Raw genomic sequence first — 12,932 nt, 5'->3', positions numbered from 1 at the left:
CCGGGTGCCGGAGCCCACCACGCAAACACACAGCAGGCTATGGGAGGTGCACTGTAATGGCTGTTCTCAGTGCTGAACGTATCAAGATCACCACGACCAAGTCCCCGCTGTGGTGCACGGTCATCATTATCGTGCTCGGGTTGGGGCTCGCCACAGTTTTCGGACTGAGCGCCAAGTCGTCGCTCAACAGACCGGACGGTGTAATGATGCCGACCGTGTCGGGGGCGCTCAGTGGAGTCACCGGCTTCGGTGTGTTGGTTCTGATGATCATGGCTGCCCTCGCGATCACCAGCGAGTATCGCTTCGGGACAATCCGAACCACATTCCAGGCAGTTCCGAACCGTGCCTCGGTTCTGATCGCCAAAGCAGGTCTCATCGGCGGGTTCGGAGCTGTACTGACTCTCGTATTGTCGTTCGGCGCCTTCGCTCTCACGAAGGCGACGTCAGGTGACGCGGGAAGATTCCTCACTCTGTCCGGCGACGAGAACTGGCGGATCGTCTACGGAACGCCGATCTACGCGTTCTGCTGCGTAGTTCTAGCTGTAGGAGTGGGAGCGTTGCTGCGGCAGTCCGCCGGTGCGATCGCGCTACTACTGTTGTGGCCCTTGCTCATCGAGAATCTGTTCAACCTGTTCGGCAGTATCGGCGAGAAGATCATGCCGTTCCTGCCGTTCATGAACGCCAATAACTTTCTCGGTTCCGGCGGTAGCGTCGACTTCCACTGGGGACCCTGGGGCAGCCTGATCTACTTCGCCCTCTTCGTGCTCGTCGTCTTCGGTCTCAGCATCCTCGTCGTGAACCGACGAGATGCATAGGCGCGAAGATCACGCGGGCTGATTCTGCTTACGCCAGCGAGCGTTCAGGAAACCCAATGCCGCGATCACGAGGAACAACACTGTGGTCGAGATCAACTGTGCACGGGCATCGGCGTCGAAGAGCATGAGGACGACGAAGACGCCGAGCATCGCGAGTGTCGCGTAGCTCAGGTACGGGAACAGCCACATACGAACTGTCAGCTTGCCCGACGCTTCGAGTTGTTTACGCAGTCGCAGATGCGAGACGACGATGAAGATCCAGATGACCAGCAGCGCAGCGCCGACTGCGTTGAGCAGGATGCCGAGCAGGTCGTCGGGGAGCAGCCAGTTGAGCAGGACGCTGACGAAGCCGAAGAACACCGACAGCAGAACGGCATTGGTCGGAACTCCGGTGCTCGACAGTTTCGCCATGAAAGCGGGTCCGTCGCCGCGGCGCGACAGTGAGAACGCCATCCGTGAGGTGCCGTAGATGTTGGCGTTGAACGCGGAAAGCAAGGCCACCACGACGACGAGTTCCATGAACCCGGCAACGCCCGGAATGTTCGCCTTGTTCAAGACGGCCACGAACGGTCCGCTCTCGAGTTCGGGATCGTTCCAGGGCAGCACCAGAACCATGATCGAGATGGCGCCGATGTAGAAGACACTGATGCGCCACACGACGCTTCGGACAGCGACGGCGATGGAGCGTTCCGGATTCTCGGATTCAGCGGCGGCGATCGTGACGATCTCGATCCCACCGAAAGCGAACGCCACGACGAGAAGCCCTGCGGCGATGCCGGACAACCCATTGGGCATGAAGCCGCCCTGCCCGAACAGATTGCTCGTACCGACCGGATCGGTATCGGGGAGGATGCCGAACACCAGCAGGACGCCGATGACGAGGAAGGCGATGATGACGGTGACTTTGATTGCGGCGAACCAGAACTCGAACTCGCCGAAATTGCTGACCTTCGCCAGGTTCACCACGGCGAAGAACACCACGAAGACCAGGGCGACGACCCATTGCGGGATCGACGGCACCCAGTCGTTCACGATCGCCGAGGCCCCGGTGATCTCGGCGCCCAGCACCATGATCAGCATGAACCAGTAGAGCCAGCCCATCACGAAGCCGGCCCACTCGCCGATCCCCAGGCGCGCGTAGTGCGAGAAGGAACCGCTGGCCGGAATCGCTGCGCCCATTTCGCCGAGCATGCGCATCACGAACACCACGACGGCGCCCGCAAGGATGTAGGAGATAAGGACGGCCGGGCCGGCCTTGGCGATACCGACGCCGGTTCCGAGGAACAGGCCGGCGCCGATGGCCGAGCCCAGGCCCATCATCGTCAGATGTCGGACCTTGAGACCGTGGCCGAGAGCAGTGGTTGTTCCGTCGGAGACGTCGGTGCTGCTCATCAGTCGTTGGCGTGCAAAGCAGCGTTCAGTTCGACGCCGGTGCCCTTCCACGGCACGACCTCGACGGCACCAGAGACCGAGTTACGACGGAAGAGAAGGTTCGACTTGCCGCTGAGTTCCTTGGCCTTGACGACGGTGCCGTCCGGGCCGGTGACCTTGGTGCCCGCGGTGACGTAGAGGCCCGCTTCGAGGACGCAGTCGTCGCCGAGTGAAATGCCGAGGCCGGCGTTGGCGCCGAGGAGGCAGCGCTTGCCGAGGGAGATGGTTTCCTTGCCGCCGCCGGAGAGGGTGCCCATGATCGAGGCGCCGCCGCCCACATCGGATCCGTCGTCGACGACGACGCCCGCGGAGATGCGGCCTTCGACCATCGAGTTGCCGAGGGTGCCGGCGTTGAAGTTGACGAAGCCTTCGTGCATGACGGTTGTTCCGCTGGCGAGGTGTGCACCGAGACGGACTCGGTCCGCGTCACCGATGCGAACTCCGGACGGCACGACGTAGTCGACCATGCGCGGGAACTTGTCGACGCTGAACACGGTGACGACTCCGCGGATGCGCAGACGCGAGCGAACCTGCTCGAAGCCTTCGACGGCGCACGGACCGAAGTTGGTCCACACGACGTTGCTGAGCAGGCCGAACTGACCGTCGAGGTTAACGCCGTGGGGCGCGACGAGGCGGTGCGAGAGCAGATGGAGGCGCAGGTAGACGTCATGTGCGTCGACGGGCGCCTTGGAGAGATCGGCGATGGTGGTGCGGACGACGACCTGCGAGACCTCGCGAGCGTCGTCGGTGCCTGCCAGCAGTGCAAGATCGGAAGGAATGTCTGTTCCCTCGACGTTCTCGGTACCGGTCTTGTCGAATGTTCCCAGCTCCGGTGCCGGGAACCAGGTGTCGAGGACGGTTCCGTCCGCGGTCACGTTGGCGATACCTACTGCTGTTGCTCCCTGTGCGCTCACGGGACTAGAGATTACTGGGTGGTGGGTGCACCGGCCTAGGCTGGTGTGTGTGAGCATCCTCGATCTTGCTTCGGACCCCATCGACTTGACGGCCGCCCTGGTCGACATCCCCAGCGTCTCGCACGACGAATCCGTCATCGCGCAGGCCGTCGAGGATGCGCTGCGTGAGCAGACTTCGGGCTTCGAGATCATCCGAAACGGCAACGCCGTGTTGGCGCGTACGTCGCGTGGGCTGCCGAGCCGCGTCATGCTCGCCGGACATCTGGACACGGTGCCGATCGCCGACAACGTTCCTTCGCGACGCGACGGCGACATCCTGCACGGCTGCGGGACCGTGGACATGAAGTCAGGCGATGCGGTGTTCCTGCACCTGGCGGCCACCATCGAGAACTTGGCTCACGATCTGACTCTCGTCTTCTACGACTGCGAAGAGATCGCCGCGACGTTCAACGGCCTCGGTCGGATCGAACGCGAGATCCCGGAATGGCTCACCGCCGACGTCGCAATTCTCGGTGAGCCGACGGCCGGTTTCATCGAGGCCGGGTGCCAGGGCACGATGCGGGTTCGGTTGACGGCTTCGGGAACACGCGCTCATTCGGCCAGGTCCTGGCTGGGGGACAACGCCATTCACAAGTTCGGCGGAGCGTTGGAGCGGTTGTCGGCGTACCAGCCGCGTTCGGTCGACATCGACGGTTGTGGTTACCGCGAGGGTTTGTCGGCGGTGCGGATATCCGGCGGTGTCGCCGGAAACGTTGTCCCGGACGAAGCCGAGATGGACGTCAACTTCCGATTCGCGCCCGATCGCAACGAGGCGCAAGCCGAGGCGCACGTGCGCGAAGTGTTCGACGGCCTGGGCCTCGGATTCGAGGTCACCGACTCCTCGCCCGGCGCACTCCCCGGTTTGGCGAACCCGTCTGCTGCCGCCTTGATCGAGGCGGCAGGTGGTCAGTTCCGCGCGAAGTACGGGTGGACCGATGTGTCCAGATTCTCGGCACTCGGCATTCCCGCGGTGAACTACGGACCAGGGGATCCGAACCTCGCGCACAAGCGCGACGAGCATGTTCCGGTGCAACAGATCACCGACGTCGCGGCCGTGCTGAGGAAATATCTGTCGGCCTGACCGTTAGCCTTGCCGCATGGCACCAGAGAAGAATTCGGCTTCGAAGAAGCAGAGCTCGTCGATCAAGCACCGCGGGCCCGTACAGCTTCGCCGCAAGCGCAAGGACGAGAAGACCACGACCGATCAGCGCTTGCTCGACAAGCGCGGACCCACGGACTGGGTCCACACCGATCCGTGGCGTGTGTTGCGTATCCAGAGCGAATTCATCGAAGGTTTCGGCGCGCTCGCCGAGGTTCCGCGTGCGGTGACGGTGTTCGGTTCGGCACGCACCACGGTCGATCATCCCGAGTACCAATCCGGCCGTGAGCTGGGAACCGCGTTGGCCGAAGCCGGGTACGCCGTCATCACCGGCGGTGGACCAGGAGTCATGGAGGCTGCCAACCGCGGTTGCAGCGAGGCCGGTGGATACTCGATCGGCCTCGGCATCGAGCTGCCGTTCGAGCAGGGACTCAACGAGTGGGTGGATCTCGGAATCAACTTCCGTTACTTCTTCGCACGCAAGACGATGTTCGTGAAGTACTCCCAGGCATTCATCTGCCTGCCGGGCGGCTTCGGCACACTCGACGAGCTGTTCGAGGCACTGACTCTGGTGCAGACCCACAAGGTCACGCGCTTCCCGATCGTCCTGTTCGGTACCGAGTACTGGTCCGGACTCGTCGACTGGATTCGCGGCACCCTCGAGCGTGACGGCAAGATTTCCGAAGGCGACGTGAACTTGCTGCACGTCACCGACAGCGTGGAAGAAGCAGTACGAATCGTCCTCAACGCCGACAAGGGCGTCGACGAGGCCGCAGATCTGGGGAAAGAAGAAGAATGGTGACCGATTCCGACAAGAAGTACTCGATCTGCGTCTACTGCGCGTCAGGTCCGGTGGACGAATCGTTCCTGGCGTTGGCGTCGGAGGTGGGCACCGCGATCGGTCGACGCGGATGGCAGTTGGTCTCGGGCGGCGGCAATGTCTCGATGATGGGCGCTGTCGCCGAGTCCGCTCGCGCGGCGGGCGCTTGGACCGTCGGCGTCATTCCGAAGGCCTTGGTACACAAGGAAGTTGCCGACGTCGATGCCGACGAGCTGATCGTCACTGACACCATGCGCGAGCGCAAGAAGCTGATGGAAGATCACGCCGACGCGTTCATCACGCTGCCCGGCGGGATCGGGACGCTGGAGGAGCTGTTCGAGACGTGGACCGCGGGTTACCTGGGGATGCACGAGAAGCCGGTGGTGATGCTCGATCCCGTCGGACACTTCACCGGCCTGCTCGAGTGGTTGAACAAGCTCGACGGGACCGGCTTCGTCGGGCGTCAGGCGCTGGACACCCTGCTGGTGAGAACGGATGTGGAGGCCGCGCTCGACGCGTGCGTGAAAGGCTGACCTGGGGCATGGCGGGCTTTATTACCGTGCAGTAAGGTGGCCGCAGACTGGGCGGCCGAATGGGCGCCGGATACGTGTTAGGGGAGCCATGAGTTCGGAAGCCCGTTCGACCGTCGGCCTGCTGGATCTGGCGGCAAAACTGCCGTCGATGATCACCGAGGTGCCGATCCTGGCGCGGGGGGCCGCCGGGCTCACACGCAAGCCTTCGGCCAAGGAATCGATCGGGTTGATCTTCCAGAAGGCCGCGCACGCGCACCCGTCGCGCCCGTTCATCCGGTTCGAGGGCCACGCGACCAGTTACGCGGAGGCCAACGAACTGGTCAATCGCTACGCGGATGTTCTTCGTGGCCGAGGCGTCGACCGCGGAGACGTCGTCGGCGTTCTGGCAAAGAACACTCCTGAAGCCCTGTTGGTTGCACTCGCTGCCGTCAAGCTCGGTGCCGCGGCAGGAATGCTGAACTACAACCAGCGCGACGACGTTCTGGCACACAGCCTTACGCTGCTCGACGCTCGCGTCCTGGTGGTCGCCGACGAGTGCGAGGAAGCCCTCGAATCGTTGCCCGCCGGATTTACCGGGCCCGATCAACTTCTTGTCAGCGAACTCTCCGATCTGGCGAAGACGGCTGATCCGGCCAACCCGGCGGTCACCGCCGAGGTGCTGGCGGAGGAGAAGGCGTTCTACATCTTCACCTCGGGCACCACCGGAATGCCCAAGGCGAGCTTGATGACTCACTTCCGCTGGTTGAAGTCGATGTCCGGTCTCGGGTTGATGGGCGTGCGCTTGCGGGGCTCGGACACTCTGTACTGCTGCCTGCCGCTCTATCACAACAACGCGTTGACGGTATCGCTGTCGTCGGTGCTCGCGTCCGGTGCGACCATCGCGATCGGACGTCAGTTCTCCGCCTCGCGGTTCTGGGACGACATCGCACTCAACAAGGCGACCGCATTCACCTACATCGGTGAACTGTGCCGCTATCTGCTCAACCAGCCGGCCAAGCCGACCGACAGCGACAACGCAGTTCGGCTGATGGTGGGTAACGGTCTGCGCCCGGAGATCTGGGCCGAGTTCACTGCGCGGTTCGGCATTCCCCGCGTCGCCGAGTTCTACGGTGCGAGCGAATGCAACATCGCGTTCGTCAACGCACTCAACGTGGACAAGACAGCAGGTATCTGCCCGTTGCCGCACGCCGTGGTGGAGTTCGACGAGAACACCGGAAAAGCGTTGCGGGGAGCCGATGGTCGACTGCGCAAGGTTTCCACGGGTCAGGTCGGGCTCCTACTGTCCAAAGTCACCGACCGAGCACCTTTCGACGGCTACACCGACGAAGCGGCGAGCAACAGCAAGCTGGTACGTGGCGGATTCAAGGACGACGACACCTGGTTCGACACCGGAGACCTGGTGCGCAAGCAGGGATGGGGCCACGTCGCCTTCGTCGACCGCCTCGGTGACACCTTCCGGTGGAAGGGTGAGAACGTAGCCACCACGGAGGTCGAGGGCGCGCTGAGTTCGCACCCGGCCGTCGAGGAAGCAGTTGTCTACGGCGTCGAGATTCCGGGCACCGACGGTCGCGCGGGCATGGCAGCGGTCAAGCTGCGGGACGGCGGGAGTTTCGAGGGCACCGAAGTCGCGGCTCACCTCTACGGCAAGCTCCCCAACTACGCGGTCCCGCTGTTCATCCGCATCGTCGACTCACTCGAACACACCAGCACTTTCAAGTCGCGCAAGGTGGAATTGCGCAACGAAGGTTACGACGTCGGCGCCGACACTCTGCACGTTCTCGAAGGCCGCGAGGGTGGTTATGTGGACTCGTACGACGAATACGTCGGAAAGGTCGCGGCAGGCTCGGTACCCAAGGGCTAGACCGAGTTCCGTCATGCCAGTATGAGTGGCATGTCTTCACTCTCCGGTTCGACCGCGCAGCCAGGCCCGGCGCCCACCCTGTGTGGGCGTCCGGTCGCGGTCGACCGTGCATTGGTGATGGCGATCGTCAACCGCACTCCCGATTCCTTCTACGACCAGGGCGCGACGTTCTCGGACTCGGCAGCGATGGCTGCCGTCGATCGGGCCGTCGACGAAGGCGCCGATCTGGTGGACATCGGGGGAGTGAAAGCCGGGCCCGGTGACCTCGTCGACGCCGACGAAGAGGTCAGGCGAGTCGTTCCGTTCGTCGCCGCGATCAGAGCCAAGTACCCCGAGTTGATCATCAGCGTCGACACCTGGCGAAGTGGCGTCGCACGGCTGGCACGCGACGAAGGTGCCGACCTGATCAACGACACGTGGGCTGGTGCGGATCCCGAACTCGTCGTGGTCGCCGCCGAGACGGGTGCCGGAATCGTCTGCTCGCACACCGGCGGCGCAGTTCCGCGCACGCGCCCCCACCGTGTCCGCTACGACGACGTCGTCGCAGATGTGGTCACCGAGGTGGTGTCGGCAGCAGAACGCGCCTTGGCGCTCGGAGTTCCGCGCGATGCGATTCTGATCGATCCCACCCACGATTTCGGTAAGAACACCTTCCACGGGCTCGAGTTGTTGCGGAAAGTGGACGTTCTTGTAAACACCGGGTGGCCAGTGCTGATGGCGCTGAGTAATAAGGACTTCATCGGGGAGACTCTTGGTGTGGAGCTTTCCGAGAGGTTGGAGGGAACATTGGCAGCGACAGCAATGGCCGCGGCGGGCGGCGCCCGGGTGTTCCGTGTTCACGAGGTGGCGTCCACCCGTCGAGTAGTCGACATGGTGGCCGCGATCCAGGGACGCCGCGCCCCGGTACGTACGGTTCGAGGTCTGGCATGAGTATCACCGGTGCGGGCCCGACCCGCGTATGGGCAGAAGCCAACAGTTGGGACCATCCGAGTTGGACGGTCGCCGAACTCGAACGGGCGAAGGGCGGCCGAACCGTCTCGGTGGTGTTGCCCGCGCTCAACGAAGAAGACACCGTTGCTGCGGTGGTCGACACCATTCATCCCTTGCTCGGGGGCTTGGTCGACGAATTGATCGTTCTCGATTCCGGTTCCACCGACCGTACTGCCGAGCGTGCGCGCGCGGCCGGAGCGACGGTGATCAGTCGTGAGAGCGCAGTTCCGTCCATCCCGCCGACCGCAGGCAAAGGTGAGGTGCTCTGGCGTTCGGTCGCCGCAACGACGGGCGATCTGATCGCATTCGTCGATTCCGACCTCATCAATCCCGATCCGGCGTTCGTGCCCAAACTGCTGGGCCCGTTGCTCACGGTGGACGGCATCCATCTGGTGAAGGGTTACTACCGCCGCCCGCTGCGCGTGAGCGGCACGGAAGACGCCAATGGCGGCGGACGAGTCACGGAATTGGTTGCGCGGCCCATGTTGGCTGCGCTGCGGCCCGAACTCACGTCCGTACTGCAACCACTCGGCGGTGAATACGCCGGCACCCGTGAGTTGCTCTCGGCTGTCCCGTTCGCCCCCGGCTACGGCGTCGAGATCGGCTTGCTGCTCGACACGTACGACACGTTGGGACTGGCGGCGATCGGTCAGGTCAATCTCGGTGTGCGCAAGCATCGCAACCGGCCGCTCGCCGATCTCGGCGTGATGAGTCGGCAGATCATCGGAACGATGCTCAGGCGGTGCGGGATCGAGGATTCGGGCGCGGGGTTGACCCAATTCCTGGTCGACGGTGATTCTTTCGTGCCCGAGACCACGGAGGTATCGCTGCTCGATCGACCCCCGATGAATTCGATAGTGCGCACCGCGGGGGTCTGACCGCTCACACTCGGGTATGGGAGTATCGGTCCATGATGACGATCCTCCTGTACCTGATTGTCATGGCACTGGTCGGCGCGATGATCTTCCTCGCCGCCAGTGCTGTGTTCGGGCGCTCGGAAGAGCTGCCGCCGCTGCCTCCTGGCACGACGGCGACCGTACTCCCGGCAGAGGATGTCACCGGTGCGGATGTCGACGCTCTGCGTTTTCAGCAGGTGCTGCGCGGCTACAAGGCGAGTGAAGTGGATTGGGCCTTGCATCGCCTCGGGTTGGAAATCGATTCTCTGCGTGCACAACTGGGCCGTGACGAGCGGTCTGAGGTCCTGGTGAAGGCGGATGCTCCGGCCAAGGCCGAAGCATCGCAGGAGGCACCTGCGACCGAATCCGAATCGAAGGATTCCCAGGGCTGATGACAGACGGACTGGTTCGGTGCGGCTGGGTGGTCGAGACGCCCGGTGACACGCTGTACCGCGACTATCACGACGAGGAGTGGGGGCGTCCGCTGCACGGGCGCGACGAACTGTTCGAGCGGCTCGCCCTCGAAGCATTCCAATCAGGACTGTCGTGGATCACGATTCTGCGTAAACGCGAGGCGTTCCGCGAAGCCTTCGACGGGTTCGATCCGGACAAGGTCGCAGCGTACGGAGTTGCGGACGTGGAGAGACTGCTCTCCGATGCCGCGATCGTCCGCAATCGCGCGAAGATCGAGGCGACGATTTCCAACGCCCGAGTGCTCGTGAATTCACCCGATCTGGACCTCGATTCGTTACTCTGGTCGTTCTCGCCGCCTCGACGCACCAGAAGACTGACATCAATTGCAGAGGTTCCGGCGGTCACTCCCGAGTCGACTGCCATGGCCAAGGAACTCAAGCGGCGCGGGTTCAAGTTTGTGGGTCCTACCACTGCTTATGCGCTCATGCAGGCTACCGGAATGGTCGATGATCACGTGGCTGATTGCTGGGTTCCGGCGCAGGTGTGACGGTCGACTGAACACCCCTAAATGTGACTCAGATTCCCGGTTCCCGCATCCATAGGGAACAATGGAGGGTACGAGCCTCGCTGATTGTTGGCGGGGCGCACCGTTAGTCGAGGCGCAGAGCAATGCAGCGCAGATCTGGAGGGAGCAGAGGATGGCGGCCATGAAGCCCCGGACCGGGGACGGTCCCCTCGAAGCAACCAAAGAGGGACGAGGAATCGTCATGCGGGTTCCACTCGAGGGTGGCGGACGCCTCGTCGTCGAGCTGACCCCGGATGAAGCTGCAGCGCTCGGTGTGGAACTCACGAACGTCACCAGCTAGTCGGGTCCAGGTTGTAGCAGTACGAACAACAGCACGTGATTGCACGCAGGCTCCGTATCCGATTCGGTACGGGGCCTGAAGTGTGTGCGCACCACCGGTAGCCGAAAGGACGGATCAATGCTTGCCACCGTGATCGATCTCCTGTCCTGCCCGCAGTGTGCTGCCGAGTTGGAATTGGTGGACGGCGCCGTCGAGTGCGACCGCGGACATCGATTCGACGTCGCTCGCCAGGGCTACGTGAGCCTGATCAGTGGCGGTGCCACGAAGTTCACCGGCGACAGTGCCGAGATGATCGCCGCGCGTGCACGGTTGCTCGGCGCCGGCCACTTCGGTCCGCTGATGGATGCCGTCTCGCGGGCCTGCGTGACGACGGCAGGGTCGGAACCGGCGCGGATTGTCGAAATCGGTGCAGGCACAGGACAATACCTCGCACACGTCGTGGATTCGCTTGCCGATTCTCGGGCGATAGCCTTGGACGTGTCCAAATTTGCGGCACGGCGAGCAGCGAAGGTCCACGAAAGGATCGGCTCGATCGTCGCGGACGTCTGGCAACCACTGCCGATTCGGGACGGAGCGCTCTCTCACGTGCTCTGTGTGTTCGCACCACGCAACGGTCCGCAGTCCCATCGAGTTCTCGCCGATGACGGCGTCCTGGTGGTCTTGACGCCCACCGACAGGCATCTGCGTGAACTGATCGACATTCTCGCAATGGTCAAGGTCGACGATCGCAAGGTGGAACGTCTCGAATCGTCGATGGCCGGCTATTTCGAGCGCGTGAGTAGCGACGAGGTCGAGTTCACGATGTCGCTCTCGCACCAGGATGTTCTCGACCTGGTGGGGATGGGACCGTCGGCGAGACACCTGACGCCCGCCGATCTGGCTGCCGCCGTCGCGAAACTGCCGCAGCCGAGCACCGTCACCGCATCTGCGACGGTCTCGACCTATCGCAAGATCTGATGCGGATCAGCGTCTCGTGACGGCGTCCGCGTAGACCTCGAGCGTCTGCTTGGCTATTTCGGCCCAGGAGAACTCGTCGATCGCACGGATTCTGCCTGCACGACCCATCGCGTCTGCGCCTTCTCGGTCGGCGACAACGGCATTGACGGTGGCCGCGAGTGACTCCTCGAATGCGTTCGGCTCGTAGGCGTTGTAGTGCACGAGTCGTCCGGTCACGCCGTCGGCGACCACCTCGGGGATGCCGCCGACATCGGAAGCGACCACGGCGGTCTCGCACGCCATGGCTTCGAGATTGACGATCCCGAGGGGCTCGTAGACCGAAGGGCAGACGAATACCGTTGCTGCCGAGAGTATTTCCCTGATCTGCTCCGTGGGTAGCATTTCGCGCACCCAGAAGACATTGCCCCGGTGCCTGGCGAGTTCGGCCACCGCCTTCTCGGTCTCGGCGGCGATCTCCGGTGTATCGGGCGCACCGGCGCACAGCACGAGTTGAATCTCCGGATCGAAGTGGTGTGCTGCTGCGACGAGGTGCCCGACGCCCTTTTGTCTCGTGATCCGTCCGACAAAGGCCACCACGGGTTTCGTCGGGTCGACGCCGATCGACGCGAGTGCGGACTGCGCTCCCGGTGCCGCTCCACCGGGATGCCAAACCTCGGTGTCGATTCCGTTGCGTACGACGTGCACGCGACTCGGATCGACAGCGGGGTACGCGTCGAGGACGTCGAGTCGCATACCGGAACTGACGGCGATGATCGCGTCTGCGTGCTCGACGGCGTTGCGTTCGGACCACGACGAGATCCGATAGCCACCACCTAGCTGTTCGGCCTTCCACGGGCGTCTGGGCTCGAGTGAGTGGGCAGTGAGGATGTGCGGTACGTCGTAGAGCGCCGAGGCGAGATGCCCGGCCAGTCCGGTGTACCAGGTGTGGGAGTGGACGATGTCGACGCCGGCTGCGGCATCCGCCATCCGCAGCTCGGTGGAGAGCGTCGTCAAGGCGGGGTTGGATCCGGCGAGAGCGGGGTCGGGTGAGTGGACGATCGCGCCTTCGCGCGGGGCGCCCATGCAGTGCACGTCGACCTCGCACAACCGCTTCATCTGAGCGACAAGCTCGGTTACGTGTACTCCTGCGCCGCCGTAGATCTCCGGCGGGTATTCCTTGGTCATCATCGCGACTCGCACGCGCTAAACCTAACCGCCCGTGGTCGATCCGGCTACCGATCGAACGTAACCCCGTCCGCCTGGAGGGGACACGATCGGACCTCTCGGACTGCTTCGCTAGCGGGAGTTCACCAGTGCG

At 63.5% G+C, this 12,932-nt stretch carries 14 protein-coding genes; 11 read left to right on the top strand and 3 right to left on the bottom strand.

What is annotated here, in order from left to right; all coding sequences use genetic code 11:
- Positions 1-56: 56 nt before the first annotated feature.
- A complete protein-coding gene (locus tag G8767_RS29885) occupies positions 57-815 on the top strand; it encodes an ABC transporter permease (RefSeq protein WP_124569923.1) in 759 nt (252 codons plus the stop codon).
- Positions 816-824: 9 nt separating this feature from the next.
- On the opposite strand, the gene G8767_RS29880 is transcribed toward G8767_RS29885, so the two are convergent.
- Positions 825-2,207: an amino acid permease gene (locus tag G8767_RS29880; RefSeq protein WP_073513025.1), complete on the bottom strand. Its 1,383-nt coding sequence runs from the start codon at positions 2,205-2,207 to the stop codon at positions 825-827.
- Complete coding sequence (dapD, locus tag G8767_RS29875; protein ID WP_019749368.1) at positions 2,207-3,160, bottom strand: 2,3,4,5-tetrahydropyridine-2,6-dicarboxylate N-succinyltransferase; 954 nt, start codon at positions 3,158-3,160, stop codon at positions 2,207-2,209. The genes G8767_RS29880 and dapD overlap by 1 nt, the downstream gene beginning before the upstream one ends.
- Positions 3,161-3,209: 49 nt before the next feature.
- Between dapD and dapE the strand changes: the two genes are divergently transcribed.
- The 10 genes from dapE (at position 3,210) to G8767_RS29825 (ending at position 11,635) form a co-directional block, all read left to right on the top strand.
- Entirely contained in the window at positions 3,210-4,280 is a 1,071-nt protein-coding gene (gene dapE, locus G8767_RS29870; RefSeq protein WP_172436710.1) for a succinyl-diaminopimelate desuccinylase, read from the top strand.
- Between the two features lie 16 nt (positions 4,281-4,296).
- Positions 4,297-5,100, top strand: coding sequence for a TIGR00730 family Rossman fold protein (locus G8767_RS29865; RefSeq protein WP_003945176.1), 804 nt, complete (start codon positions 4,297-4,299; stop codon positions 5,098-5,100).
- Positions 5,094-5,651: a TIGR00730 family Rossman fold protein gene (locus G8767_RS29860; RefSeq protein WP_095972911.1), complete on the top strand. Its 558-nt coding sequence runs from the start codon at positions 5,094-5,096 to the stop codon at positions 5,649-5,651. The genes G8767_RS29865 and G8767_RS29860 overlap by 7 nt, the downstream gene beginning before the upstream one ends.
- A gap of 88 nt (positions 5,652-5,739) precedes the next feature.
- Positions 5,740-7,512, top strand: coding sequence for a long-chain-acyl-CoA synthetase (locus G8767_RS29855; RefSeq protein ID WP_166813461.1), 1,773 nt, complete (start codon positions 5,740-5,742; stop codon positions 7,510-7,512).
- 30 nt (positions 7,513-7,542) lie between these two features.
- Positions 7,543-8,442, top strand: coding sequence for a dihydropteroate synthase (gene folP, locus G8767_RS29850; protein WP_095972909.1), 900 nt, complete (start codon positions 7,543-7,545; stop codon positions 8,440-8,442).
- Positions 8,439-9,380 (top strand): glucosyl-3-phosphoglycerate synthase, encoded by a 942-nt coding sequence (locus G8767_RS29845; RefSeq protein WP_019749363.1) that lies wholly within the window; start codon positions 8,439-8,441, stop codon positions 9,378-9,380. Before folP ends, G8767_RS29845 begins: the two co-directional genes overlap by 4 nt.
- 32 nt (positions 9,381-9,412) lie before the next feature.
- The gene (locus tag G8767_RS29840; protein ID WP_124569919.1) at positions 9,413-9,790 is read left to right on the top strand and encodes a DivIVA domain-containing protein; all 378 of its coding nucleotides are present in this window, start codon (positions 9,413-9,415) and stop codon (positions 9,788-9,790) included.
- On the top strand, positions 9,790-10,359 hold the full coding sequence (locus G8767_RS29835) for a DNA-3-methyladenine glycosylase I (RefSeq protein WP_166813459.1): 570 nt from the start codon (positions 9,790-9,792) through the stop codon (positions 10,357-10,359). The genes G8767_RS29840 and G8767_RS29835 overlap by 1 nt, the downstream gene beginning before the upstream one ends.
- A 151-nt stretch (positions 10,360-10,510) precedes the next feature.
- Positions 10,511-10,678, top strand: coding sequence for a DUF3117 domain-containing protein (locus G8767_RS29830; RefSeq protein WP_003945169.1), 168 nt, complete (start codon positions 10,511-10,513; stop codon positions 10,676-10,678).
- A gap of 117 nt (positions 10,679-10,795) precedes the next feature.
- On the top strand, positions 10,796-11,635 hold the full coding sequence (locus G8767_RS29825) for a putative RNA methyltransferase (RefSeq protein ID WP_095972924.1): 840 nt from the start codon (positions 10,796-10,798) through the stop codon (positions 11,633-11,635).
- 6 nt (positions 11,636-11,641) lie between these two features.
- Here the strand turns inward: G8767_RS29825 and glgA are convergent, their stop codons facing one another.
- The gene (gene glgA / locus G8767_RS29820) at positions 11,642-12,814 is read right to left on the bottom strand and encodes a glycogen synthase (RefSeq protein ID WP_095972906.1); all 1,173 of its coding nucleotides are present in this window, start codon (positions 12,812-12,814) and stop codon (positions 11,642-11,644) included.
- Positions 12,815-12,932: the final 118 nt, after the last annotated feature.

Origin of the sequence: Rhodococcus sp. IC4_135 (assembly GCF_011602025.1) — a bacterium.
GTDB classification, from domain to species: Bacteria; Actinomycetota; Actinomycetes; order Mycobacteriales; family Mycobacteriaceae; genus Rhodococcus_F; species Rhodococcus_F baikonurensis.
Note: the sequence above shows the minus strand (reverse complement) of the source record. Positions and strands in the feature narration are given on the sequence as shown.